The organism is Bradyrhizobium sp. (assembly GCF_004799405.1).
Lineage (GTDB): Bacteria > Pseudomonadota > Alphaproteobacteria > Rhizobiales > Xanthobacteraceae > Bradyrhizobium.
Genome location: NZ_SSMW01000001.1, coordinates 1 through 23,038 on the forward strand (window position 1 = coordinate 1; position 23,038 = coordinate 23,038).

Genomic DNA, 23,038 nt, shown 5'->3' on the forward strand with positions numbered 1-23,038 from the left:
TGGTGACGGAAGGCGGCAAGACCACGGTCCGGCAAATCAACTTCGTTGGCAATCAGGTTTTCGGCAAGCGTCAGCTCAGCGCCGTGATCAAGACCTCCGCGACCAACGTGCTGAGCTTTCTGACCGGCGGCGATGTCTATGACCCCGATCGCGTGGCAGCCGATCGCGAGCAGCTGCGGCTGTATTATCGCAGCAAGGGCTATGCCGATGCCAGTGTGCCCGCGGCCAAGGCCGAGTACGATCCGGCAACAAAGGGATTTACGCTGACGTTTGCGATTGACGAAGGCCCGCTCTATCGTTTCGGCGACATCAGCGTCGTCAGCAACGTGCCGGGGCTTGATGCCGAAAAGCTTCGTCCCCTGCTCGGCGTCCGTAGCGGCGCCGTGTTCAACGGCAATGCATTGGACAAGACCACCGAAATAGTCTCGACCGAACTGGCGAAGCTCGGCTATCCATTCGCACAGGTCCTCCCCCGCCCCGCGCGCGATCCTGGCGCGCGTCGCATCGGCGTCGCGTTCGTCATCGACCAGGGCCCGAGGACCTATGTCGAGCGCATCGAGATTCATGGCAATATCCGCACCCGCGGCTATGTGATCCGGCGCGAATTCGACATCGCCGAAGGCGATGCCTACAACAAGACGCTGATCGATCGTGCCGAGCGGCACCTCAAGAACCTGAACTATTTCAAGTCGGTCAAGATTTCGCCGCTACCGGGCTCGGCGCCGGATCGTGTCATTCTCGATGTCGAGGTTACCGAGCAGTCGACCGGTGACTTCAATATTGCCGGGGGTTACTCGACGACCGACGGCTGGCTTGGCGAGGTCAAGCTCGGCGACAGCAACTTCCTGGGCACCGGCGTGGCGTTGAAGTCTTCCGTGACCTACGGCCAGTACGCGCGCGGGATCGATCTGTCGGCATCGGAGCCGTATTTCCTCGGCACCCGCGTCTCGGCCGGCATCGAGCTTTACGGCAGGCAGAGTGATGCGAGCCCGTACCAGTCTTACGGTACCCAAACCTATGGCGCGACGATGCAGTTCGGCACGCCGCTGACCGAGCAGATCGGAGTGCAATATCGCTATTCGATCTACAATCAGGACGTAACGCTCGATCCGACTTCGCTGGCCGCCGCTCCTTCGTTGGCGATCCAGCAAGCCGCACTCGCCGGTCCGCAGTGGGTGTCCGCGGTCGGCGATACCGTCACCTACAGCACGCTGGACGACAATAAAAACCCGAGCAGCGGCATCAAATCGCAACTCACTCAGGATCTCGCCGGCCTCGGCGGCGACGTGAAATTCCTGCGCACCACCGAGGATGCGCGGTACTACACACCGATCAACGATGACGTCGTCAGCCTGGTCCGCGCCCAGGGCGGTTACATCACCGGCTGGGGAGGACAGCAGGTGCCGCTGCTCAACAGCTTCTTCGGCGGCCCGACGTTGGTGCGCGGATTTGCGCCCTACGGCTTCGGGCCACGCGACCTCACGCCGGGCACCACCATGGATAATGTCGGCGGCAGCATGTACTGGGCGACGACGGCGGAATTGCAGAGCGCCATTCCCGGCATACCCCAGGAATACGGCCTCAAGGCTTCGGCTTTCGTCGACGCCGGCAGCGTCTTTCACTACGGCGGACCGACGACATTTCCAGGTTCCGCACAATCGTTGCAGGTCGCCAACGCCAACATCGTGCGTTCTTCGGTCGGGGTGGGTTTGACCTGGGCTTCGCCGTTCGGTGCGCTGACCGTCAACTACGCGGTGCCGCTGACGAAAGCCGCCTACGACGTGGTCCAGCCGTTCAGCTTTGGCGCAGGACCGTTCTGAACGCCTTGCCGCCTGCTCCTGCAGCAATTGACGCGTGTATCATGGTATGATACATATCTGAAATGATCAAGAGCTTCCGGGATAGTCAGACCGAGGATGCTTTCAACGGTGTCGTGCGCAAAGGCTTTCCGGCAGATCTGATCAAAATTGTCCGCCGCAAGCTCCGTTACCTGGATGCGGCGGTTTTATTGGGTGATCTCAAGGCCCGGCAATCGTTTGGAAGCACTGAAAGACGACAGGACCGGACAGCACTCGATCCGCGTTAACGACCAATTCCGTATCTGCTTCATCTGGACGAACGAAGGACCGACCAACGTCGAATTTACCGACTATCATTAGCAATGACCGGACGATCAGGGGTTTGAAAAATGGCAAAAAAATCCAGAAGACTCGCTCCACTGCACCCCGGTGAGGTTTTACGGGAGGAATTCCTGATCCCACTGAAAATGTCGGCTGGGGCATTGGCCAGGGTTTGTGGCGTACCGAGAACCCGCATCGAACGGCTGGCTAGCGAAGAAACCAGCGTCACCGCAGATACGGCGCTTCGATTGTCGAAAGCGTTCGGGACTACGGCGGCACTTTGGTTGAACCTGCAAAATGCTTATGACGTTCAAATCGCGGAACGCGAAATCGGAAATCAGCTAAAAAATATAGAGCCCGTGACCGGGCACGCTGCATAAATGCTCCGTTGCATGGCAGCAGAAACGACCGGTAAGTTCATCGTGCCGGTTATTTTAAGCTGCTATTCGCCGATCGAGTATTGTTGCGCCGGGCGGGAAATCCCGCCCGAAACCTGCGAAGCGATCAGGAATGCTGCGATGACGGCCGGTACGCTGATGAACCTTAAGAATTGATCCAGTGAAAGCATGACTGTCGTCCCCCAATGGCCCCGTAAGGGCAACCTCAATCCGCGCCTTGCGCCATCTGCTGACCGTGGGTCAGAACCTGATCGGTCCAGGCCGCTCCGGAAATCGTGAGCAGCGCGAGAATCGTGATGACGGCGAGCGTTTTCATGGAAAGATCGTCGTTTTCGATTGTGGCCGAAAACGTCAGAGCTCGGCGCATTTTCAGGACAAACCAGGGAAAACATCGTGACCACGCGGGCTGGTCCGCGCCGACACGCTGTGTTAGCCGTCACCAGGTCGGCGGTGGTGGGGAACCATGATCGAAGCTGTGATCTGGGATTTCGGCGGTGTGCTCACCAGTTCACCTTTCGAGGCATTTGCCCGATTTGAGATCGAGCGCGGGCTGCCCGCCGACATCATCCGACGCACCAACGCCACCAATCATTGGGAAAATGCCTGGGCCAGGTTCGAGCGCGCCGAAGTGGACCTTGAGGCATTCGATCAGTTGTTCGCGGCGGAATCGCGCGCTCTGGGCGCGGAAGTTCGAGGCAAGGACGTGTTGCCGCTGCTATCGGGGGATTTGCGGCCCGAGATGGTCGAAGCACTCCGGCGTGTGAAGGCCCGGTTCAAGACCGGCTGCATCACCAACAACCTTCCCGCCAACGCCATTGGCAGCATGGCCGGTCGCTCGCTCTATATCGCCGAGGTGATGGCGCTGTTCGATCATGTCATCGAGTCTGCAAAAAACGGTCTCAGGAAACCCGATCCCCGCATCTATCAGATGATGGTCACCGCACTCGGTGTCGATCCCGAACATTGCGTCTATCTGGACGATCTGGGTGTCAACCTGAAGCCGGCGCGCCAGATGGGCATGACCACCATCAAGGTGCTCAGTGCGCCGCAAGCGATAGCCGAACTTGAGACGGCGACGGGATTGTCGCTGAAGCCGTAGGCACAACAGAAAGCTCAAGAGCGGTCATTCACGTCCCGCGGACGCCCCGCAACGCGCGGCGATATGCGCGTGCGTCTCGGTAAAAGAACTCAATCCGGGCGTGCGCCGGACGACGTGAGGACAGTGTCGGCTCAAGTCCGCGGGGGGTTGCCCAGCCCCCGGCAAAGCTAGTTCCGCTCCGTCGCAAATCCATAGATCAGCGCCAGCCGGTCCAGGCATTCGCGAGACCGCTTGGCGAAATAGTCGATCCAGCGCTGGCCGGGCGCGCTGCGGCGCTGGCCGATCTGCTCCATGGTCAGTCCGAGGACCAGCACCTCGTGCACCGGCGCCGAGCCGTCGGCGCCGAGTTCGCGCTCAACGCGGTTAAGCCGCAGCACGGCCTTGCGCTGGCTTTCGGTGATCGGTTCGCGCATCCTTGCGCCATCGACATATTCCCGGGTGGGATCGACCGCCTGCGGACCGCGCTCGGCTCGCTCCCAGTCGTTCTGAAAGGCCCGCCCGCCCTGGTATTGCGCCTCGTCGATGTGACGATGCGCGTGCAGCCTGCCCAAGGGATCGTTACGGATCGAGCGCAGCGTGACGATCTTGTCGCCCGGCTCCAGCCCCAGGGGATCGTCGACCTCGACCGCCGCCACTTCCGCGTTTCGCAGTAAATCGCGGGCGCGACGGTCGTGAACCTTCGCCGGGTTGTGGGGTTTGTTGCGTCTGGCGCGTGCCATGCTGATGTACTCCCTAAAACGACGGATATCCGAAAAAGCATTGCGGCAACGTCGATTCGGTCGACCTTTCATGGCGCTCCACGATCGTCAGCAGGATCCGGTCGGCCGCCCTTTCCGACGCCGTCCCGGGGCCGACGCTGAGGTCAAAATGCGCCGCGCAGTAACTCGAGCCCGGATGCCGCGGATGACCGCAGAAGGTGATGGCTTCACCCTCCTCGTCGCCGCCATAGGGGTAGCGGCAGTCGTCGCATTCGAGCTCCAGCAGCGACAGACGACGCGGGACGACGTCGGCGCAACGAAGCGGGGCGGTCTCGGTGGCTTTGAAGACCGGTGGCGGCCGCCAGGGTTTCGAGTTGGCGCGCTCATGGATTCGATGAAGCCTTGTCGTTTCGGTTATCGAAGCCGACGCGGTCCCGCCCCGCGATTGGCGGGCGCCAGCAAGTGCCATTCGCGTGGCGCGGCCGAGCACTGCGCTGCGGGTATAGGACGTCTTGAATTTCACGTTGATGGCGTAGATGATAGCGGAAAAGGACATTCCCCTCGCGAAATATTCGCACAATGCCTTCGAATGCGCCGGCGCCCAGTTGGATTGCATGCGTTTCCCCGCCTTTTTGCCAAATTCCCAATAATGCGGGCCACCATGGTCCGGGTCGCTCCCGTCATATTTCTTATATTCCGAAAACTAAGTCAAGCGTTATTTACGATAATCGGAATTGCTATTGCTTCTGCAATTCGGAATATAGGTCTTCTGAAATTCGTAAAGGATGCTGCCATGCTGGACGCCAAGATGATCGAACGGGGACTGAAGAAGACGGGCAAGAGCAAGGGCGGCCTGGCAAAGGTCATGGGTGTCCGTCCGGGCGCGGTTTCGGAGATCCTGTCGGGAATCCGCCTGATCAAGGCCAGCGAAATCCAGCCCATCACGGACTATCTGGAGCTGAATTCGGTGCCGATCATGGGTCGGGTCGGCGCAGGCGCGGTGATCGAGCCGGAACACGAGCAGGTTCCCCCCGAAGGTCTGGGCGACGTCGAACTGCCGTTCCCGTTTGCGGAGGAAACCATCGCCTTTGAAGTGGCCGGCGATTCCATGCTGCCGAAATACGAAAGCGGCGACATCATCGTGGTGTACAGGGAGCAGCGTCACCCCTTGGCGAGCTTCTACGGGGAAGAAGCCGCCGTCAGGCTCAAGACCGGCGAGCGTTACCTCAAGACCATCGAGCGGGGGAAATCCTCCAGCCTCGTCAACCTCACCAGCTTCAACGCTAAGCCGATCAACGGGGTTAAGCTGGAATGGATCGGGGAGATTTGCGTTACGCTCCCCAGAGGCCAGATCGCGCGGTTGCGGGCCAAGACCGCCACCCGGTCGCGCAAGGCGGCCAAGGCATCGAAATGAGCGCGTGACGTGATTCGCGCCGGCCCAGGGTCCGAGCTCGGAACGTCGCCCCCTAATTTCTCTTTTTCAGAATTTTGTACTTGATTTGATTCTGATTCCCGGAAATAACTCCATTGGGGCGGCAACCGGCCCCGCGCGATGGAGAGTTCCCATGCAGTACTTCGTTGTGATGATCGATTACGGGCGGCGCGGACGCGAAGCCGTGGTCGATCCCGAGATCACGCGGCGCGAAGTCGTCTCGCGCGTCGCGTCCGGCGAATATAAAAACATCTGCTTCATTCACGAAATCGCGGATTCAGCCGTCGACGATATCACCGTCGAGATTCTGGCCGAGGCCGCCGTTCCCGAAATTCCGGCGAGCGGCACCGATCCGCAAGCCAGCCGTTTCGACCATGTCCGCGATCTCAGAAAACATGAAATGGCGTGATCGACGCCAAGCCGGGCGCCGGTACTATCGATGAAGCGGATTCTCCTCTTAACAGCGCGCCGCGACCCGATTGTGAACCAGATCACATTCGCCCATTCCGGACTGGGCAACAATGCACCTACCGGATGGCGCAAGCCGATTTCAATATCCGGGCACGGCAAGGCCGCTTGAGCGTCATATTCCGCCGGCGGCCTTGTTTTTTTCGCAGGATTGGCCCGCAAGCCCCCGATATCGGCCGGCCTCTCGCAGCCTGGTGATTTGCGGTTCGTCATGGCAGTGTTCGCATCGGCCCAATCCGCCGCGCGCGATTGAACCTGCGGAACTATCTTTGGCCGGCCGGCTTGAATATTGTCGAGGCGCCAGCGCGGGAGACATGACGCGTGCGTAAATTGATCGCCTTCGACGACGACACCTTCGACAAGCTGAAGCAGTTGGGGCGCGACCGGATGGCGACCATCCAGGAGCTGGCGGATGAAGCGTTCGCCGACCTGCTCAGGAAACACGGCATTCCCATCGATCTCAAGGACGCGCTCCGGAAAAGCGCATCCTTGTCGAAAGCCTCGGTCACACCGATCTCATCAAGGAAACCGAAATCATGACCACCGATCCCGATCCATTCGAACAAGGCCAGCAAGCCGCCCGGAAGAACATTCCGGCCGAAGGCAACCCATACCGGGACGGCACCGAACAACATGCATTGTGGGCTGCCGGCCATGAAGAAGCCGCCGGCGAGGCGGAGGCCGAGGAGTCCGAGGGTAGCTGAAGCGCGCGCGTCCTCAGCCGATTTTCTTAAGGCCTTTTTTGAACCGCGGTCCGTTCCGGATATAGGATTTAGCAGCACCTCCCATCTTTTCGACTTGCGCGGGATCGAGCGTGCGGATCACCCGCGCCGGTGCGCCGATGATCATGGAATATTCGGGAAACTGCTTGCCCTCGGTGATGACGGATCCCGCGCCGACGATACTGCCGCGGCCGATCCTGGCGCCATTCATGATGATCGAGCCCATCCCGACCAGCGCGCCGTCCTCGATGGTGCAGCCATGCAGGATGACGTTATGCCCGACGGTGCAGGCGTTGCCGATTTTCAGCGGAAAGCCCATGTCGGTGTGGCAGGTCGAGTTGTCCTGCACGTTGGAGCCTTCGCCGATCTCGATCCATTCGTTGTCGCCGCGCAGCACCGCGCCGAACCAGACGCTGGCTGAACTTAGCAAACGAACCTTGCCGATCACCGTGGCGGTGTCGGCGATGAAATAGTTTCCGTCCCCGGGAAGATCCGGCGCCTGCCCGTCGAGTTCATAGATCGCCATGCCTTATCGTTCTCCGTTTCGCGGAGACTTTGGCATAGACGTGTCGATCAGGCCAGCAGCCCGGCCGCACGCAGCGTCATCAGGAAAAACGTGCCGGACATCAGGCTCCAGAACCCCGCCAGGACCGTCGCCATCATCACGAATTCGAAGCGGCGGCGTTCGATCCGCGCGCCGCGCAGCGTGTTGCGCATGATGATGAAGGGCGCGGCAAACACCAGGAACGGCACGGCGGCGAACGTCTTGGGGGCCGCACCCTCCTGCAGCAATCCGAAACCCGCGGGGCGCTGCACCAGCGCCTGATAGCCACTGGTGAGAGCGCCAGCCAATGCAAAGCCGATGCAAAGGGAAAACAGGGAATTCAACGCATCGGGCGACATCGGCACTCTTCCGCTACAGACAAGGACCAATGCTTGGCAAATTTGGCCGCTGCCCGCCACATCATCCTTAAGGAAGGGTTAACAAGGCGGACCGGAACCGCCGATCGCGCATGGCAAGCCACGTCTTCAGCCGTGCGGAAATCCGTCTGCCCGTGGCATATTCGGACGGTGATTCGACCGAGCCTTTGAAGGCCCACTCGCGGTGCTCCGCTGATGACATTGTTTTCGACGGCCCAGTACAATGGGCGCGGTACGCGCCGGCCTCGCCATGGCCACATGATGCCGCTTCTGCTGGCGAGCACGATCGCTGCCGGCGCCATTGCCCTGGTCGCCTATCTGCTGTGGCCGACCTGGGAACCGGATGCGTCAAGCAGTCCGGCGCGGCTGCCGGTGAGTATCGGCGCGACGCTCTTCAACGTGCCCACCGCGGCGATCCGCATGAAAATCCAGCGCCACTCCGGGCCACAGGAACGCGTCGATCTCAGCTTCGCCTATCCTTCGCTCGAGGCTCCCGACGCACCGAAGCACGTCAGCACGGATACCCTGGACGAAGCGGTACAGCCGATCGACCGGATCTTCCTGTCGATATCGGCGCATCATGACTCGCTGGCGCCGGACACCCGCTTCCGTACGATCTATCCGCGCTACCTCGAACAGGCCTCGATCCCCGGACAAGACGGATTGACGATGCGCGCATTCCGGGACGGCACACCTTACAGCAATGAGGATCTGTTTTTTGCCAACACGCCGAGCCTCAACGCACGCTGCACGCGCGACGCCATGACCCCCGGCATGTGCCTGAGCGAGCGCCGTATCGACGGCGCCGACCTGACCTTCCGCTTTCCGCGAAGCTGGCTCGCGCAATGGCACGACGTAGCCAATGCGATGGACCGGCTGACGGTGCAACTGCATGGATCGGGAGGATAGGCCTCATCCTGACGAGCCGCGCCCCTTGCGCGGCGCCTCGAAGGATGGGCCGCAGTTCATGGTTCTAAGACGCAGCGCAACTGCGCTCCTCGCCATGAGGGGCCGTCAGTCCTGCTCGACCAGATCGTCTTCGAGGATCGCCATCTGGAACTGGAACGAGCGATCGTCATCCTCGTCGTCGACGAACAGCACGCCGATGAATTCATCGCCGATATAGACCTCGGCCGAATCGTCCTTTTTCGGCCTCGGCACTACGCGGATTTTGGGATTGCCGAACAGGCGCTTGAGATAGGCGTCGAGTTTCCTGACTTCCTGAACGTCCACGGCAGTCTCCAATACGATTGTGGTTTCGAAGAAATTTTAGGACGAGACGAAGCGAACTGCCAGCCGTATCCGCAGAAATACTACACCGATTGAAACGGCCGGGAAATCAAAGTCCGATCGCGTTGATCATTTGATCCATGGTGCGTGACGGCTCGGCGCAGCCGGCCTCGCCGACGATCTTGGCCGGAACGCCCGCCACGGTCACGTTATGCGGCACAGGCTTGACCACCACGGAACCGGCGGCGATGCGTGCGCATTGGCCGACCTCGATATTGCCAAGAATCTTGGCACCCGCCCCGATCAGGACGCCGCGGCGGATCTTGGGATGGCGGTCTTCGTTTTCCTTGCCGGTGCCGCCAAGCGTGACCCCGTGCAGGATCGAGACGTCGTCCTCGATTACAGCGGTCTCGCCCACCACAAAGCCGGTAGCGTGATCGAGGAAGATGCCGCGGCCGATCCTGGCCGCGGGATTGATGTCGGTCTGGAATACCGCCGACGACCGGCTCTGCAGATAATACGCGAAGTCCTTGCGGCCCTTTTTATAGAGCCAGTGCGCCAGCCGGTGGGTCTGGATGGCATGGAAGCCCTTGAAGTAGAGCAAGGGATCGATGAAGCGTGAGGTCGCGGGATCGCGGTCGTAGACCGCCACCATGTCGGCGCGGAAGGCGTTGCCGAGATCGGGATCGTCGCGCAGCGCCTCGTCGTAGGCCTGGCGGATCAAATCACCCGACAGCGCGGAATGGTCGAGGCGCTCGGCGAGACGATGCACGACCGCATCCTCCAGCCGTTCGTGATGCAGCACGGTCGAATAGATAAAGGAGGCGAGTTCCGGTTCGCGGCGAACGATGTCTTCCGCCTCGGAGCGCACGCGATCCCAGATCGGATCGAGCGCCGAAAGCTTCGCACCCTGCGGAGTGATCTGATGCATGGCCATGTGCTGCTCTCACCAATTCGGTTGTTCCATCATGCATTATAGCACGAGGGACGGACGGCTGTCCTGGACGGCTTCAGCAAAGGTGAACGCCGGCTTTCGCTTCGAATGCATGCTAAAACATTGAAGCAAAACGGTTCTTCACGCCAGCCGAAACCTCCTTTGCCTTAAAGCTTCGTCTCAAGGTGGTCGGAAATTCGAGGAAATCAAGCCGTCCGGCCTCCAACTATTTGTGGATTTCGGAACGGCGATCAGTCCGGGCATGTTGGCCCAAAACGGGAGGAAGCGACATCAGTACGGAGACATTACGCGCCCGCGTGGCGGAATCGACGTCGGCCTGGATCGCGGTTGCCGCCCTGCCCTTTCTCCTGATCGCGCCGGCGCTATGGAACGGCTATCCGCTGCTCCAGTGGGACACCGGCGGCTATCTGGCCCGGTGGTACGAAGGCTATCTGGTCCCCAGCCGCTCGACGGTGTTCGGCCTTTATCTGCATTTCGGCGAAGGTTCGTACTTCTGGGTCAACCTTGGGATTCAGGCGCTTGCGACGCTGTGGATCCTGCAGTTGACGTTGCGCGTATTCGGCATGGCCGGGCCATTCCGGCTGGTGGCCATCAGCCTGTCATTGATCCTGACCACGGCGCTGCCCTGGCTCGCGAGCATGCTGCTGACCGACATCTTTGCCGGGCTGTCGGTGCTGTCGCTCTATATCCTGGTCCTGCATGACGACAGGATTTCCACCGTCGAAAGATGGTCGCTGTTTGCGTTTACCGCCTTCGCCGCGGCAACCCACAGCGCCACACTCGCGGTGCTGCTTGGGCTGTGCTGCGCCGGCTGGATCGTGCGGCCTTTCCTGGGTGTACGGATTGCCGTCGCGGCGCTGGTGCGGGGCAGCCTGACACTCATCGCCGGCGCCGCGATGCTGTTGGCGGCGAATTTCGCACTGTCGGGACAATTGGCATGGACGCCCGGTGGCTACGGCGTCGCATTCGCCCGGATGCTGCAGGACGGTATCGTCACGCGCTATCTCAGGGATCATTGTCCGCAGCAAAAGCTGAAGCTTTGTCCGTACCGCAACGAATTGCCGGCCACGGCCGATCAGTTCCTGTGGGGCGAGAGCATGTTCAATACGCTCGGCCGCTTTCAGGGCATGAATGACGAGATGGGCTTCATCGTGCAGCATTCGCTCACCGAATATCCGCTTTGGCAGACCGAGGCCGCCATCGTCGCCACCGCGCAACAGCTGGTTCACGTCGCCACCGGAGAAGGCACCAACGGCTGGATTCCCCATAGCTACGGCATCATCGAGCACTATCTGCCGGCACAGCTCGCGCCGATGCGATCGGCGCATCAACAGCACTGGGACATCAATTTTGCGGCGATCAACTGGATCCACATTCCCGTCGCGCTGGCATCGATGCTGCTGGTCGTTGCGATCTTCGCAACCTCCATATGGCGCCGGCGGCTCGACGAACTCGCGCCGCTGGCCGCGACGGTCACGCTGGCCATGCTCGGCAATGCCCTTGTCTGCGGCGTGATATCGGGGCCGCATGATCGATACGGCGCGCGGATAGCCTGGATCGCCACACTAGTGGTCCTGATTGCCGCCGTCAGGCATTTCACCGACGGCGAGCGGGCCGAGAATTCACTTCTGCCGTGAAAGAAAATCCAGCACGCCCGCTTTGTAGACCTTGTCGCCAACCGCCCGCATGTGATCGCGGTTGGGGATGTCGAGTATTTGCGAGCCCGGGATGATCTTGGCAAGCGCCGGGGCCGAGCCTGCGATTTCGTCCGAGGTACCGACCGCTATCAGCACAGGCACCGATATCCCTGCGGCCTCGTCCCGGGTCATCAATCGCCGCGAGCCGCGCAAACAGGCCGCCAGCGCCAGGCGATCGGAACGGGTCTGATCCGCAAAGGCGCGGAACGTGCGTCCTACCGGATCGGTTACATCCTCAAGCGAAGCCGCCTCCAGCGCGGCAGCGACATTTTCGCCAGGACCGCCGCCCTCGATCAGGCCGATCCCGATGCCGCCAAGAATCGCCGCGCGCAACCGCTGCGGCTGGCTCCGCGCCAGCACCGCCGTCATCCGCGATCCCAGCGAATAGCCCATGATATCGGCGCGTTCGATCTTCAAATGATCCATCAGCGCGATGACGTCGCCGGCCATCGTGCCGATCTCATATTCCGCGGGGTCGTAGAGCTTGGCGGAGTCGCCATGACCGCGATTGTCGAGCGCGATGACGCGGCGGCCGTTTTTCCTCAACTCGGAAACCCAGGTCGGATAGACCCAGTTTACGTCCTTGGTCGATGCGAAGCCGTGGACCAGCAGGATCGGGGCGCCCTCGCCTTCGTCGAGATAGGCAATTTCAACAGCGCCGTTGTAAAAACTCGGCATCGGTCGTTCCATATTTTTGGCAAGGAATTGGGTGATCGAGGGCTGATCGCAAAGCTAGCCTTGCGCGACGGGCCCCGCCAGAGGTACGTCGGACGCCAGGGCGGCGGCCGCCAATTGCTTTCGCAACAGCCGCGCCTTCTTGCGCAGCAGCCATGACATGGTCAAGCGTTCGGCGGTGGCCTTGATCGACGACAGAAATCCAAACAGCGCCAGCAGCGCGCCGAATATCCACAGCGTGAGATTGAACGCGCCCGCCACCAGCAGCAATGCACCGCGGCCCAGCACTTTCAGGACAGCGCGGGTTTGGCCGCCCCTGGACTCTGCGAGCCGTGCTGCTCGTGCGACATCCTCCGGGCCTTCCGATATCCTCAGCGTATCGAGCGCGCCGCGCATGCCGGCCTTTTCGCTGACGCGTCCGACGTCCTTGGCCAGGCGGACCAGCCCACCCGCCTTTTCGGCATGGAAGGCAGCCTGTATCGCGCTGATGGTTTCACCCGGCCGCATCACCGAGCCGGACACAACCGCATTTTCCAGCACCGGCGCGTCGACGATATCGCGCGCCGAGCGGCCGGCCCATTCCGTAAGCCCTTCGCCCAGCCGTCCGACCTTGCGGGCATCCTTGACCAGCGTAAGACCGGCCCGCACCGGCGCCACGCCGCCGACCGAGATGTAGGTGGCGGCCGTCACCGCAAGGCCTGCGGTCGCGAGGCCAAGCACCAGCCGATCGGTATCCTCGCCCATGGCGAGGTGCTTGCCTTCCCGCACCACGTCTCGGATGTCGCCGAACACAAAGAGATCACCGGCGACCGTGCCCGACAGGCTGGCGAAATCGTCGGCGTTGCCAGTGACCAGGCCGGTGGCAAAGCGCTTTACGAAATGCGCCGACGATTTTTGCTCGGCGACGGCATCGGCAATGCGCCGCAACAGTTCGTCCTCCAGCGAAATATTTTTCGCCCTGGCCAGATCGACAAAGCTCTCCGCCAGATCGGCGTCTTTTGCAGCCAATGCCGCCTCGATATTCTCCGCGATGACCGTGCGGTCATTCCGCAGAGCAGAATTGAGCTGAAGGTCGGATAGTTCCGCGGGATCGTCCTGCGCCGCCAGGATGGCGGCGGCGTCGCGGGCATGCGGCCACAGCCATGTGCCCGCTACCGCACACACCGCCGTGGCGGCGAGAGCCAAACCAATCTGCGTCCGTTTCATTCGGAAAATCCCAGACGTTTTCGCTTCCAAAAGGTGGTGTGCCGTTTTTAAGACACAACGTCCCCGACGAAAGAAGGGCTTCTCTGGGACGACAAGATTGTGTCGAATTTGCATGAGCAAATGAACGGTCGGGGCTTCTAGGAATCAACTGCACCGGTCAGTATGGTGAGCGGCATTTGCCGCCGCGGCACGTTGTTGATTGCATCCGCCTCATTGCGACCGAGGGTGAAGACTATGTCGGACCATGCCGTTCCCCATTTTCACAATGATGCCGGCGTTTCGGTCATCGAGATCGGCTCTCAGGAATTCATGTGCGTGGGCGCCAATCCGCCTTTCGATCATCCGCATGTTTTTCTCGATCTGGGCAATGATAACGAGATCATCTGCCCCTATTGCTCGACGCTTTATCGTTATGCCGCCGACCTTAAGGCCGGGGAAGCCCGACCGCCAGAATGCGTGCTGAAAGACAAGGTTGCCTGATCGAGCGGTGGCCGCTTCGCGCACCATCGTCGTTGCCGGCGCCGGGATTGGAGGATTGACGGCGTCGCTGGCGCTCGCAGGCCAGGGTTTTCGCGTCATTGTGCTGGAAAGGGCCGAACGTCTCGAGGAAGCCGGCGCCGGTCTGCAGCTATCGCCCAATGCCAGCCGGGTGCTGATCGATCTCGGATTGCAACCGCGGCTGGCCGCCCGTGCCATCACGCCCGACGCCATCAGCATCATGAGCGCGCGCAGCGGCGGTGAAGTCGTCCGCCTGCCGCTCGGAGAAGCCGCGACGTTTAGCGCCGGTGCCCCCTATTGGGTGGTGCATCGCGCCGATTTGCAAACGGCGCTGCAAGCCCATGTCAGTGACAATCCCGATATCGAATTGCGATTGGGCTGCCAGTTCGAAGACGTGGTGGCCCATGCAAAGGGCCTCACCGTGGTCCAGCGCAGCGGGATGACGCGCCAGCAGGAACTGGCGGTGGCGCTGATCGGCGCCGACGGGATCTGGTCCACGGTCCGGCACCATTTATTTCCGGAAGTGCAGCCGCAGTTCTCAGGGCTGATCGCCTGGCGCGGGACACTCGACGCAACGCGTTTGCCGCGCGAACATACTTCGCGGCGGGTCCAGCTCTGGATGGGACCGAACGCGCATCTTGTCGCCTATCCGATCTCGGGCGCACGCCAGATCAACGTCGTCGCCGTTGTGCCGGGAACCTGGAACCGGCCGGGCTGGAGCGCCGCCAGCGATGCCTACGAAATCAAGAATGCATTCGCGTCATCACAATGGCCCGGGACGGTGCGGATGATGGTCGGCGCCGTCGACGACTGGCGGAAATGGGCACTGTTCACGGTCCCCGATCGCGGCGAGTGGACCAATGGTCCGATCGCGCTATTGGGGGACGCAGCTCACGCCATGCTGCCGTTCGCCGCGCAGGGAGCGGGCATGGCGATCGAGGATGCGGCGGTGCTGGCCAAATGCCTTGGCCAATCGCGAAATGAAGGCGGCCCGACCGTTGCGGCCGCGCTGCAACGCTACGCCCGGATGCGCCGCTCGCGGGTGATGCGAGTTCAGCGCACCGCACAGAAATCGGGACAAATCTATCATCTCAGGGGCGTTGCGGCCTATGCACGGGACCTTGCGATCAAGGCGATGGGCGGAAAGCGCATGCTGGCGCGGCAGAACTGGATTTACGGCTGGCGTTCGTGAAGCGATCCGGCGGGTGAGCCCGCGATCCCTTTGGAGGTTTGCCTCTAATAGACCGCGCCGCCGGACCGCATCCGTGGATGCTCGCCTTTGGCATTTTCAGGCGGCGCAGGTCCGGCCGAAGCCGGGCCGGTAGCGACGCACTTGTTGCGCCGCCAGACTTCGTCGGCAACCTGGGTCTGGCCGCGGACTGCAATGTACTCGTTGCGATAGGCCAGTTCGGTGACCACGGGACCGGCGAAGCCGGTTTCGGCTTTCGCCATCAGGCGCTGCAATTCAGCCGAGCGGGTGGCGAGCTTCGTACGCTCGACTTCCAGTTGCTTGCAGTCGTACAGATCGAACTTGGCCGGATCGGCAAACGCCGACGTCAGGCTGTCGCTCATGTTCGCGCAACCTGCCAGCCCAAACCCAGGCCCGAGCAGCGCCGCCGCCAAGGCCGCGCGCAGCAACAGCCTGAACGAGGAAATACGAGCGAGCATGCGACCTTGGTAACCCGACATCATTGAGGTTGGGTAAAGCGGGCAGATGTCGGCATTGAGGCTTTGCCTTGCAATGCGGGCTCCACTATTGATAGGCGCGTTTCCGGCAGCAAGGTTAATTCCACTTGGCCAGGAAACGCGCTAAGCCTCTGATCTCGTGACCAAAAGCGGACGTGGCGGAACTGGTAGACGCAAGGGACTTAAAATGCGTTGCCGCCATTGAAGTTGTTCAACTTCTTTCGCAAACAAACCCTTTAAACCTAATGGAAACCGATAGGACAAAACGAGATTTGCAAAACATTTGGTGCTGGCCTGTTTTGACCCTCAGTGGCTTAATTTGAAATCAGTAGTGGCCTAATTCCGATTTGACTCGCTGCCGGAACCCATCGGGTATAGGGATGGTTCCATCACCGCCCGCTTCGGCATCTACCGGTGACTGAGAGTTTTGCGCTCCCGCCTGATCCAAGGTGGAATGCAATGCCCGATTTAAACTACACAGCCACAATCCCACCGATCGCGATTGAGAGCGATGTCTGCCCAAAGTGCCAAGGCACGATGATGCTTTCGCGCATCATGCCGGGACGCCTGAACTTCGACTCACGCACGTTTGAGTGCGTTAAGTGCAATCATGTTGAAAAAGTCCTGGCGACCGACCCGATGCATTCCGATGTGCTCGGATGGTTTTTGGGTGAACTTAGGTCGCCTAAGTAAGGCCACCAACTGAGGCGGTCTGGGCGGCGCGTTTGTTGTCCTGCATCTTGCCGCCCAACTCGGCGTGAAGCTGGGTCAGTGTAAAGATGGCCTGCTTTGATAGGATTTCGGCTCGGGGCATGTGTCGTCATCCACTCCTAGGAGACTCGCGATTTCCGAGCGAAGTTCATCCGTTTCGGTGGCATCCATCAACAGGCGGCTAAGGTACTCTAAATCGTCGTCTGGAATGTCTGACATGGTGACGCCAGCTTAAACTGCTTGTGGCGTTTGCGCCATAATACCGGAAATAAAGATAGGCGACGTGATTGTTTGCGAGCGGGACGACCCTGCTGGAATGACGGTACGTTATCTGCTGCCGCGTGTAGCCGCAGTCTGAGTTTCAAAACGGACCACTCCAAAAATCAAAAGGGACCATTTAACCTCGCAGGGACAGAAAGAGGCCAGTACCAAACATTTCATCGTTTGTTTTTGCTCTCGAATGCCCTGATAACTTTGGCCTCGTTTTCGACGTGTCGGGTGTAGTGCTCCCCCATCCGGTTTGATCGGTCCCCAAGGGCAGCAGCCACGTCGCCAGTGCTCGCGCCTTCACGGGACAACCCGGCGGCATAGGAGACGCGGACGCCATGCAGGGTTGTAGGGACGTTGACATGCGCCGGGTTCCTTTACTTCCGAGAAGAAGCGTTATCGGAAGTTAACACCATTTCTTGATACTGTGCAAGCACAACAGCACGGGTGCTGTCCGTATTTGAACCCAGTGTCCTAATTTGAATCTGGTGGGTGTCCTAATTCGTTAAATTTCCAAGAATGAGCAATTTTGACCACTATGTCGGGAACCCGACATGCCAAAAGTTCCATCGGGGAACTGCATCCATGGTCCATTCAAACCGCGCTCCATTCGCATGTCGCATTGCGGCCGTTACCGGCGTCTGTTCGCAAGATGAGTTCTGCGCCTTTGAGTTCCCCTGGTGTGAAGGCTGTCCAAAGTCACAAGTCGGCAAAGTCCGAGCACCGGATGACCCGATTAAGTCCGCCATCTGGAGGGGTTGGATCGACGGCATACCAAGCATCAAGAAGTAAGCACCACATGGAACGCTATATTCACAACGAGAATATCCGCCGCTACCAAAAGCTCCTTGAAGTGGAGCAAGATGAGGAAAAGCGGAACATCATTCGCAAGCTGCTGGCCGAAGAAGAGGCCAGAGAAATACCGGCCAAGCCAGGCGGCCCGCGAGAGAATCCGAAACGGCCGTGAGGCCCGATTGCTTTGGATCACGCCGCGAGCGCCAAAGTACGATACCGGCCTTTCGGGCTGTCATGTTGCATATTTGATTCAGTCGGTCTCCCCGCATAGGCTCGTCCGGCAATCCATCAGGGGGGGCTTATGGGCCGCAAGCCAAAGACCACCGGACCGACCGCCCGCGACCCCGGGTCGTTCAAATCTGTATTGACCCGCATAAATACCGATGGCTGGCGCGCCCTGAGGCTTCTGGCGGTGGAAAAGGACACCACGCTAAACGCCCTGGCAGTCGAGGCTTTCAATGATCTGTTGAAGAAGCATGGCAAGCGGCAATCGGTCGAAAACCCGCTTCTCGACTAGTGACGCATTGGCCGCGTCAAAACGCTCTTGCCGTTGCCCCGGCCTGCCGACTGGGACCCGCCGGATCGCCGCCGCAGGCGTCATCATCGCAACGCACCACGGACAATCCTTGCCATGGGTCCCGGGGTGCTCAATGATCATTTTTCCGGAGGCTGATCGATGCACAATCCGAAAATGGCGGTCCTGGCATACGGTCTTGCGGTCGCCTTCATTCTGGTGGTCGCATTCCACACGCCCTCGAAGCTGCTGATCGCTGCCAGCGCTCAGGTCGAGGTGCCCCTTGCTGCTCCGAAGTGAGCCGCCTGGTCGAGACTCGGGCTGAGGGTGAAGGGCACGAAAATAAATGGCTCCGACGATGAATAAGGGCGCGGCTTGGTCAATGAAGCACGACCGTGAGTTGATCGAGCTTTCAAAATCGTCGCTAACCCTCGAAGTCATTGCTGAGCGTTTGCATCGTCAACCCGATAAAATCTTAAAGTCGGCAACCCGGCTCGGCCTGACGCTTAACCGCCGAGCATTGTCGGGGCTGAAGGCAACAGGCAAATGATGCGGCTGCTCGATATAGGCAATGCGATCTCCGCAATCGTTGCCGCCGTATTTTGGTTTCTGTCCGGAAAGATTTCGGACTGGCACCGCAAGTTCACTGCAGTCAAGGGCGCAAGATGGTAGGGGCTTTCCAGCAATGCCCTAGTCCCGTCCCCTCGAGAGCGAGGGAGAAAATGTCCAAAAAACCGGTACTGGCCTGTTTTTGACCCTAGGTGGCCTAATTTGAAAATCGCAGTGGCCTATTTTGAATTGGAGCATTTTTGAATAGTCTGAAGATAACCAAGTGACGTTGGCTTCCCCCGCTCGCTTGGTTAGGCACGGCGGGTACTTACGGCCCCGCCGGGCCGCCTCAGTTGGCGGAACTTGTTCAAGATCAATATGGCCGCCGATTTGATCGACTAGTTATTTACCTAGTGTCCGCCGAACGAACCCGAGGGGGTGCAGTTCCGGTGGGTGTTAGGGGTTCGGAGATTACCCTCATCCGGACCCCGCTTTGCGGGCGCGATCAACTCATGCGAACATTACTTGGCGGGGTTATTGGCAGTTCGTCGAGGACATGCACCCGCCCATTGCCATGGTGGTGCAGTTCATGGCCGGCCGGGAATAACTCTGTTGGGGCTGCTGGGCTCGGGCGCACCGTTTATCCAACTATTTAGCGTCTAGGAGACTGCGGCGGGACACATTGGAAACCAATTTCCGCTCTCGGGTAATTGCCGAGCACATAATGGAGGCTGAGTTTCCGTCTCATTGGTCAAAAGAAACTCGCGGCCCTGGCTCTGGCAATATTGATTGGCCTCCGCCATCGCTTCGGCTTTGAGATTGCCGAGCCCAGGAAGGCCCGTCGCCGCCTGCTTCGCGATCAAGTAGCCGCCCGGACCGTTTGGGACTACGCCGGTTTGAGAGGCGCACCCAGCCACCATAAGCGTAGATAAAGCGCAGAAAACACCCGCCAATTGTAGACGCATGACCGACAACCCCCCGGTGAGGGGATCATGCACGAAAGCTAAATGCCTGACAAACGCAGCCCGCGCGGGCGATCTGAAATAGCGCGCGATACCGCCGGGCGGCTAAATGCCGACGATACCTATGGCTGTCGGTTTCATGATGCGGTTGGCGACGTCCATCGTGGCGATTACGCCGTCCTTCCCAAGCAAAACCTTCACCTGATCTTGCGCCGACTGCCATGCTGGCACTGCCTTGTGCAGCAGGTCCCTACCCGCGCTTGTTAATACAATCGGCCTGCTTCGACCGTCTGCTCCCTCCTTAGTTTCTTCTGCCCAGCCCGCACAAAGCATCTCCTTAAGGCTTCGCGTCAGGGTGGATGGATCCAGATGAAGAATGCGCCCAATTTCCGCGCGGGTAGCAGGCTCTATTTGGTAGATCACGACGAGCACGGCGAACGGAGTTGAACCGATCTTAAAAGGGCGAAGCTTTTTGTCGTAAATGCCGGTGATGGTCCTCGCGATCAGGCGCGTTCGTATGAACATACACGTGCTGGCCATCTCGGCAATCACGTCTTTGCCCACCACGCTATCGAGTTTCTGACTGTTCGATTGAATAAATCAAATCTATTGCACGGGTTCCCTATCAGCATTGCGGTAAATCAATCGAGATGGTCCGGCAGGCAAGCCGGCTAACCGATTGATCTCCAGCCCGCTAAGCGCAAGCTCATTGGCGCGCCGGTCGAGAACCCCGAGGGCAAAAGCAATTAGTCGCATCAGGCGATGACACCCCGCAGCAGCGGTATGGCTACACACTCCATGCGCCGACGCTAAACATCTTCGCCAGCAGATCGCGGTCGGACAATTTCATAAGGGCTTGTGCCGTGCGCTCATCGGTTGGTTGGGCCGGCTTAGATTCAGCCACGTCCCTTATCCTGGCAAACAGAACGTTTAGTTCGTCTCGGGGGATATCGCGATACCGCGACCACCGCGGCGGTGGCATTTCCTCCTTGCTGGTCCACTCAGCGCAGATAACACCATCGAGCGACGCGGGTAATCCGAGTGCGTTTATTTCATCAAATCTAACGCCGTCGCTGCAAGGCGAAGCGACGGCCGCATTCGATTCTTGATCTCGCGTCAAGGCTGGGGGGCTTTTCATTCCCCTTACGCCACCATTGATGCGCCGGCATCGATACCGTCCGCCTTCAAGCGTTCAAACACGCTGCGGCGGATGTATTCGGCAGGGGACATACACTGCCGTTGCGCGGCCCTCTCGATAAGGGGCGGCAACGCTTCTGGGCAGCGGGCTTGCAATAGGTCTGGAAACGGCGCGCCGCAGTTTTGTCCGTCATGGAGCTTTCTCGCAATCCAATCCACCGCGAACCCATCCGCGATCTGGGGGAGGACTGCCGAGAAAAGCCGGACCGAAATTCACACGGGTGGCAAATCAGGAGTAACGCCTATATACACCCTGACATTACAGCTGTCAAGCTATAGTGATAGCACGCAACTATGCATAGGCGCGTCGGCGGATGAAGCGTCATCTAGATGGAGCCATGGTCGCCTTCGGCCCGTCTTTTGCTCTAACTCTGAAATAGTGGGTGTGGGCGGCGTCTTGTAGCTTCATCGATGGGGATTTGGCGCAGATCAGCGCGATCTCGGCTAGAATGGCCGGGGGGGTCCGTATCGATGCCAACGAAGTTGGCCTTGTCAGCGGCGGCGTTCAATCCTGACCAAAAGCCTAGTATCCACGTCTTTCCTTCGAAGTCCCTGGTGGCATTCAACTTCCAGGTAGCGCAACTGGCGCTTCCGATTCCGAAACTTAGCGTCTGCGCGTGAGCCGATAGAGAAAACATCGATGCAGTCGCAAACATCAGAATCCAAAAACGCATCATTTCTATCCCCCCAAGTGAGAATCGGTTGCGAATTGTCACGAGCCTTGCGGAATTTGGTTTTCGTCCTAACAATGGCTCTGATCTTACGACAAGTTAAACGATCTAGGGCCGCGGCTGCGGATGATCTCCCATTCCCGCTCTAGTCGCTTCCCCCGCAATTGCTCACATCCCGTCGCCTATGGGCGCCGGGGAAAGTTTTCTCCACAGCGGGGAATTGTCAAATCGGCAAATCAGGAGGTTGGAAACAGCCGGTCCGTGGCTTTGTCCAGATGCCTCTCGGCGCCTTTTGAGTCCGACAAATGGCCAACTAGGTCGCCGTTCAATTTATAAATGTTAAGGCCCCGAAGATCGTAAAGCTTGCGGCCCCTGCAATCGAAAATTGCGGGACCCGTAACCACGGCGACGAGGACGCCGTTGGTGTTGAATATATTGCCGTCCATGATCGATCTCCCGTGCCGCCGCAAAGGCTGCGCCTGTTGGGAGGCGAAAGCGAGATAATTCGCGCGCTCGTCATTTCCCCTTCGCCTTCAGCCGGATCCCAAGGGTCTGCGCGCGATTGCGTACGGCCCCTGTGGTGCGCTTCAACCGTTCGGCGATCACAGCAGTGCTTCGACCCTCCTGCGCCAAACGCCTAAGCCGAGCATCTTCATCTGGCGCCCAACGGAGCGGATGCTTGCTCACCTCTTCGCCTTCAGCCCGATCTCGACCCGATGGTCGCATAGGGATGGCGGCTCAATACTCGCGCCGCCACTCGAAATTCGTCGAGAGGGGCGCCTACGGCGAGGCTGGGCGCGTCGTTCACTTTGATATCCCGCCTTTCACCTCTGGGGATATTGCTACCAAGCCGCTACGTTCTTCCGCCCTTAACAACAGTGAACTTGCGGCGTCGATCCGAAATCGTTGCGGAAAGAAACCAAAACGCGGCCGCCGCGATTGCGCAGATCGCATTGGCTATATCGAGAAGCCGCATCATTTGGCCTTCGCCTTCAGCCCGCCGAATCTCGGCTTCGGCGGAATAGTCGCACCCGCTCAATTCTGCTGCACAGGTCACAACGATATTGAATGATGTCCCTACCTTCAGCGTCGGGAGCGCTTTTCTCCAGATTCATCGTCCGCTTACATATGATGCAGGTCAACAGATCGATCAGGGGGCTTTTGTCGTCATTCAAATGACGTCCGCTCTCTTTGTCGGCGGACTGCAGGAAAACCTTTTGCGCCCGCCCCAGCTCGGCGAGGGCTTCGTGCGCGCGAAGTTTCCGCGCTCTCTGAGCAATCCTAGTCGCTACGTTGTTCCCTCGGTTCTTCATTTCTTTGCCTTCAGCCCTAGCTGCAGGAGTTGCCGGACGGCGGATGACCGCGTCGTTCCATTTTTTGCCGCCCAAGTGTCGACTGCATCGATGATCTCTAGCGGGGCCCTGACGGTCAAAAGCGGGTCTTTGCCGGTTGCGGGGCGGCCGGGACGTTTCTGTTGTCGTTTCTGTTGTACCTTTATTGACTTCGCCATGGTTTCTGTTGTACCTTAAAAGCAAGCCGAGGGGAAGGGTCCAATCTTCCGCCCCGG

General features: G+C 59.8%; 29 protein-coding genes and 1 pseudogene. 19 read left to right on the forward strand and 11 right to left on the reverse strand.

All coding sequences use genetic code 11. The annotated features are described in order from the left end of the window. The 3 genes and pseudogenes from bamA to E7813_RS00015 form a co-directional block, all read left to right on the forward strand. Positions 1–1,820 (forward strand): outer membrane protein assembly factor BamA (gene bamA, locus E7813_RS00005; RefSeq protein ID WP_291569609.1); only part of this gene is annotated, 1,820 nt, incomplete at its 5' end. Between the two features lie 62 nt (positions 1,821–1,882). Further along, a pseudogene (locus E7813_RS00010) lies at positions 1,883–2,159 on the forward strand (type II toxin-antitoxin system RelE/ParE family toxin). Between the two features lie 29 nt (positions 2,160–2,188). After that, positions 2,189–2,500 carry a HigA family addiction module antitoxin gene (locus E7813_RS00015; protein WP_291569611.1) on the forward strand — a complete coding sequence of 104 codons (312 nt, stop codon included), beginning with the start codon at positions 2,189–2,191 and terminating at the stop codon, positions 2,498–2,500. Positions 2,501–2,562: 62 nt separating this feature from the next. Here E7813_RS00015 and E7813_RS00020 read toward each other — a convergent pair whose 3' ends face one another. Continuing rightward, entirely contained in the window at positions 2,563–2,688 is a 126-nt protein-coding gene (locus E7813_RS00020; protein WP_291569613.1) for a hypothetical protein, read from the reverse strand. A 293-nt stretch (positions 2,689–2,981) separates the two neighbouring features. Here E7813_RS00020 and E7813_RS00025 point away from each other — a divergent pair, with 293 nt between their 5' ends. Next, positions 2,982–3,617, forward strand: coding sequence for an HAD-IA family hydrolase (locus tag E7813_RS00025; protein ID WP_291569615.1), 636 nt, complete (start codon positions 2,982–2,984; stop codon positions 3,615–3,617). Between the two features lie 167 nt (positions 3,618–3,784). Here E7813_RS00025 and E7813_RS00030 read toward each other — a convergent pair whose 3' ends face one another. Together E7813_RS00030 and E7813_RS00035 are read right to left on the reverse strand one after the other, a co-directional pair. Next, the gene (locus tag E7813_RS00030) at positions 3,785–4,336 is read right to left on the reverse strand and encodes a hypothetical protein (RefSeq protein ID WP_291569617.1); all 552 of its coding nucleotides are present in this window, start codon (positions 4,334–4,336) and stop codon (positions 3,785–3,787) included. Positions 4,337–4,349: 13 nt separating this feature from the next. Then, a complete protein-coding gene (locus E7813_RS00035) occupies positions 4,350–4,931 on the reverse strand; it encodes a GcrA family cell cycle regulator (protein ID WP_291569619.1) in 582 nt (193 codons plus the stop codon). A 177-nt stretch (positions 4,932–5,108) separates the two neighbouring features. On the opposite strand from E7813_RS00035, the gene E7813_RS00040 reads away from it, so the two are divergent. From E7813_RS00040 to E7813_RS00055, 4 genes are all read left to right on the forward strand, one after another. Further along, positions 5,109–5,729, forward strand: coding sequence for a S24 family peptidase (locus tag E7813_RS00040; protein ID WP_291569620.1), 621 nt, complete (start codon positions 5,109–5,111; stop codon positions 5,727–5,729). Between the two features lie 151 nt (positions 5,730–5,880). Next, the gene (locus E7813_RS00045; protein ID WP_291569621.1) at positions 5,881–6,156 is read left to right on the forward strand and encodes a hypothetical protein; all 276 of its coding nucleotides are present in this window, start codon (positions 5,881–5,883) and stop codon (positions 6,154–6,156) included. Between the two features lie 380 nt (positions 6,157–6,536). Next, positions 6,537–6,755: a hypothetical protein gene (locus tag E7813_RS00050; protein WP_291569622.1), complete on the forward strand. Its 219-nt coding sequence runs from the start codon at positions 6,537–6,539 to the stop codon at positions 6,753–6,755. Beyond that, positions 6,752–6,919, forward strand: a complete 168-nt coding sequence (locus E7813_RS00055) for a hypothetical protein (protein ID WP_291569623.1) — start codon at positions 6,752–6,754, stop codon at positions 6,917–6,919. Before E7813_RS00050 ends, E7813_RS00055 begins: the two co-directional genes overlap by 4 nt. Before the next feature lie 13 nt (positions 6,920–6,932). On the opposite strand, the gene E7813_RS00060 is transcribed toward E7813_RS00055, so the two are convergent. Continuing rightward, the gene (locus tag E7813_RS00060; RefSeq protein WP_291569624.1) at positions 6,933–7,463 is read right to left on the reverse strand and encodes a gamma carbonic anhydrase family protein; all 531 of its coding nucleotides are present in this window, start codon (positions 7,461–7,463) and stop codon (positions 6,933–6,935) included. A 47-nt stretch (positions 7,464–7,510) separates the two neighbouring features. Beyond that, positions 7,511–7,840 carry a hypothetical protein gene (locus E7813_RS00065; protein WP_291569626.1) on the reverse strand — a complete coding sequence of 110 codons (330 nt, stop codon included), beginning with the start codon at positions 7,838–7,840 and terminating at the stop codon, positions 7,511–7,513. A gap of 213 nt (positions 7,841–8,053) precedes the next feature. Between E7813_RS00065 and E7813_RS00070 the strand changes: the two genes are divergently transcribed. Continuing rightward, positions 8,054–8,767, forward strand: coding sequence for a hypothetical protein (locus E7813_RS00070; protein ID WP_291569628.1), 714 nt, complete (start codon positions 8,054–8,056; stop codon positions 8,765–8,767). Positions 8,768–8,872: 105 nt separating this feature from the next. Here the strand turns inward: E7813_RS00070 and E7813_RS00075 are convergent, their stop codons facing one another. After that, positions 8,873–9,091, reverse strand: a complete 219-nt coding sequence (locus E7813_RS00075) for a DUF3126 family protein (RefSeq protein WP_291569630.1) — start codon at positions 9,089–9,091, stop codon at positions 8,873–8,875. A gap of 106 nt (positions 9,092–9,197) precedes the next feature. Further along, positions 9,198–10,025 carry a serine O-acetyltransferase gene (gene cysE / locus E7813_RS00080; RefSeq protein WP_291569631.1) on the reverse strand — a complete coding sequence of 276 codons (828 nt, stop codon included), beginning with the start codon at positions 10,023–10,025 and terminating at the stop codon, positions 9,198–9,200. A gap of 314 nt (positions 10,026–10,339) precedes the next feature. On the opposite strand from cysE, the gene E7813_RS00085 reads away from it, so the two are divergent. Beyond that, positions 10,340–11,680 carry a hypothetical protein gene (locus tag E7813_RS00085; RefSeq protein WP_291569632.1) on the forward strand — a complete coding sequence of 447 codons (1,341 nt, stop codon included), beginning with the start codon at positions 10,340–10,342 and terminating at the stop codon, positions 11,678–11,680. Here the strand turns inward: E7813_RS00085 and E7813_RS00090 are convergent. Both E7813_RS00090 and E7813_RS00095 read right to left on the reverse strand, forming a co-directional pair. Further along, a complete protein-coding gene (locus tag E7813_RS00090) occupies positions 11,666–12,418 on the reverse strand; it encodes an alpha/beta hydrolase (protein ID WP_291569633.1) in 753 nt (250 codons plus the stop codon). The genes E7813_RS00085 and E7813_RS00090 overlap by 15 nt on opposite strands. 54 nt (positions 12,419–12,472) lie before the next feature. Beyond that, complete coding sequence (locus E7813_RS00095; protein WP_291569634.1) at positions 12,473–13,621, reverse strand: hypothetical protein; 1,149 nt, start codon at positions 13,619–13,621, stop codon at positions 12,473–12,475. A gap of 234 nt (positions 13,622–13,855) precedes the next feature. Here E7813_RS00095 and E7813_RS00100 point away from each other — a divergent pair, with 234 nt between their 5' ends. Together E7813_RS00100 and E7813_RS00105 are read left to right on the forward strand one after the other, a co-directional pair. Beyond that, positions 13,856–14,101 carry a zinc-finger domain-containing protein gene (locus E7813_RS00100; protein WP_291569700.1) on the forward strand — a complete coding sequence of 82 codons (246 nt, stop codon included), beginning with the start codon at positions 13,856–13,858 and terminating at the stop codon, positions 14,099–14,101. A gap of 7 nt (positions 14,102–14,108) precedes the next feature. Next, positions 14,109–15,311: an FAD-dependent monooxygenase gene (locus E7813_RS00105; RefSeq protein WP_291569636.1), complete on the forward strand. Its 1,203-nt coding sequence runs from the start codon at positions 14,109–14,111 to the stop codon at positions 15,309–15,311. A gap of 44 nt (positions 15,312–15,355) precedes the next feature. On the opposite strand, the gene E7813_RS00110 is transcribed toward E7813_RS00105, so the two are convergent. Next, positions 15,356–15,787 (reverse strand): twin-arginine translocation pathway signal, encoded by a 432-nt coding sequence (locus E7813_RS00110; protein ID WP_291569638.1) that lies wholly within the window; start codon positions 15,785–15,787, stop codon positions 15,356–15,358. Positions 15,788–17,582: 1,795 nt separating this feature from the next. Here E7813_RS00110 and E7813_RS00115 point away from each other — a divergent pair. The 5 genes from E7813_RS00115 to E7813_RS00135 all read left to right on the forward strand — a co-directional run bounded on the left by E7813_RS00115 (position 17,583) and on the right by E7813_RS00135 (position 18,764). Next, on the forward strand, positions 17,583–17,750 hold the full coding sequence (locus tag E7813_RS00115; protein ID WP_291569640.1) for a hypothetical protein: 168 nt from the start codon (positions 17,583–17,585) through the stop codon (positions 17,748–17,750). A 129-nt stretch (positions 17,751–17,879) separates the two neighbouring features. After that, the gene (locus E7813_RS00120) at positions 17,880–18,095 is read left to right on the forward strand and encodes a ribbon-helix-helix domain-containing protein (protein WP_291569643.1); all 216 of its coding nucleotides are present in this window, start codon (positions 17,880–17,882) and stop codon (positions 18,093–18,095) included. A 159-nt stretch (positions 18,096–18,254) separates the two neighbouring features. After that, positions 18,255–18,392 carry a hypothetical protein gene (locus tag E7813_RS00125; protein ID WP_291569645.1) on the forward strand — a complete coding sequence of 46 codons (138 nt, stop codon included), beginning with the start codon at positions 18,255–18,257 and terminating at the stop codon, positions 18,390–18,392. A 46-nt stretch (positions 18,393–18,438) separates the two neighbouring features. Then, positions 18,439–18,642, forward strand: coding sequence for a hypothetical protein (locus tag E7813_RS00130; RefSeq protein WP_291569647.1), 204 nt, complete (start codon positions 18,439–18,441; stop codon positions 18,640–18,642). Beyond that, entirely contained in the window at positions 18,639–18,764 is a 126-nt protein-coding gene (locus tag E7813_RS00135) for a hypothetical protein (protein WP_291569649.1), read from the forward strand. Before E7813_RS00130 ends, E7813_RS00135 begins: the two co-directional genes overlap by 4 nt. A 944-nt stretch (positions 18,765–19,708) precedes the next feature. Here the strand turns inward: E7813_RS00135 and E7813_RS00140 are convergent. Then, a complete protein-coding gene (locus tag E7813_RS00140) occupies positions 19,709–20,167 on the reverse strand; it encodes a MarR family winged helix-turn-helix transcriptional regulator (RefSeq protein WP_291569651.1) in 459 nt (152 codons plus the stop codon). A 2,034-nt stretch (positions 20,168–22,201) separates the two neighbouring features. Between E7813_RS00140 and E7813_RS00145 the strand changes: the two genes are divergently transcribed. After that, a complete protein-coding gene (locus E7813_RS00145; protein WP_291569653.1) occupies positions 22,202–22,543 on the forward strand; it encodes a hypothetical protein in 342 nt (113 codons plus the stop codon). After that, entirely contained in the window at positions 22,536–23,000 is a 465-nt protein-coding gene (locus E7813_RS00150) for a hypothetical protein (protein WP_291569655.1), read from the forward strand. The genes E7813_RS00145 and E7813_RS00150 overlap by 8 nt, the downstream gene beginning before the upstream one ends. The last annotated feature ends 38 nt before the right edge of the window (positions 23,001–23,038 follow it).

Excerpts from the sequence above, each read along its gene's own strand:
- E7813_RS00120 (WP_291569643.1), top strand. The coding sequence starts at position 17,880 with ATGGGCCGCAAGCCAAAGACCACCGGACCGACCGCCCGCGACCCCGGG.
- E7813_RS00090 (WP_291569633.1), bottom strand. The coding sequence starts at position 12,418 with ATGCCGAGTTTTTACAACGGCGCTGTTGAAATTGCCTATCTCGACGAA.
- E7813_RS00045 (WP_291569621.1), top strand. The coding sequence starts at position 5,881 with ATGCAGTACTTCGTTGTGATGATCGATTACGGGCGGCGCGGACGCGAA.
- E7813_RS00130 (WP_291569647.1), top strand. The coding sequence starts at position 18,439 with ATGGCTCCGACGATGAATAAGGGCGCGGCTTGGTCAATGAAGCACGAC.
- E7813_RS00025 (WP_291569615.1), top strand. The coding sequence starts at position 2,982 with ATGATCGAAGCTGTGATCTGGGATTTCGGCGGTGTGCTCACCAGTTCA.
- E7813_RS00125 (WP_291569645.1), top strand. The coding sequence starts at position 18,255 with ATGCACAATCCGAAAATGGCGGTCCTGGCATACGGTCTTGCGGTCGCC.
- E7813_RS00035 (WP_291569619.1), bottom strand. The coding sequence starts at position 4,931 with ATGCAATCCAACTGGGCGCCGGCGCATTCGAAGGCATTGTGCGAATAT.
- E7813_RS00065 (WP_291569626.1), bottom strand. The coding sequence starts at position 7,840 with ATGTCGCCCGATGCGTTGAATTCCCTGTTTTCCCTTTGCATCGGCTTT.
- cysE (WP_291569631.1), bottom strand. The coding sequence starts at position 10,025 with ATGGCCATGCATCAGATCACTCCGCAGGGTGCGAAGCTTTCGGCGCTC.
- E7813_RS00100 (WP_291569700.1), top strand. The coding sequence starts at position 13,856 with ATGTCGGACCATGCCGTTCCCCATTTTCACAATGATGCCGGCGTTTCG.
- E7813_RS00135 (WP_291569649.1), top strand. The coding sequence starts at position 18,639 with ATGATGCGGCTGCTCGATATAGGCAATGCGATCTCCGCAATCGTTGCC.
- E7813_RS00145 (WP_291569653.1), top strand. The coding sequence starts at position 22,202 with ATGGCGGCTCAATACTCGCGCCGCCACTCGAAATTCGTCGAGAGGGGC.
- E7813_RS00020 (WP_291569613.1), bottom strand. The coding sequence starts at position 2,688 with ATGCTTTCACTGGATCAATTCTTAAGGTTCATCAGCGTACCGGCCGTC.
- E7813_RS00115 (WP_291569640.1), top strand. The coding sequence starts at position 17,583 with ATGGAACGCTATATTCACAACGAGAATATCCGCCGCTACCAAAAGCTC.
- E7813_RS00070 (WP_291569628.1), top strand. The coding sequence starts at position 8,054 with ATGACATTGTTTTCGACGGCCCAGTACAATGGGCGCGGTACGCGCCGG.
- E7813_RS00095 (WP_291569634.1), bottom strand. The coding sequence starts at position 13,621 with ATGAAACGGACGCAGATTGGTTTGGCTCTCGCCGCCACGGCGGTGTGT.
- E7813_RS00060 (WP_291569624.1), bottom strand. The coding sequence starts at position 7,463 with ATGGCGATCTATGAACTCGACGGGCAGGCGCCGGATCTTCCCGGGGAC.
- E7813_RS00055 (WP_291569623.1), top strand. The coding sequence starts at position 6,752 with ATGACCACCGATCCCGATCCATTCGAACAAGGCCAGCAAGCCGCCCGG.
- E7813_RS00030 (WP_291569617.1), bottom strand. The coding sequence starts at position 4,336 with ATGGCACGCGCCAGACGCAACAAACCCCACAACCCGGCGAAGGTTCAC.
- E7813_RS00110 (WP_291569638.1), bottom strand. The coding sequence starts at position 15,787 with ATGCTCGCTCGTATTTCCTCGTTCAGGCTGTTGCTGCGCGCGGCCTTG.
- E7813_RS00015 (WP_291569611.1), top strand. The coding sequence starts at position 2,189 with ATGGCAAAAAAATCCAGAAGACTCGCTCCACTGCACCCCGGTGAGGTT.
- E7813_RS00040 (WP_291569620.1), top strand. The coding sequence starts at position 5,109 with ATGCTGGACGCCAAGATGATCGAACGGGGACTGAAGAAGACGGGCAAG.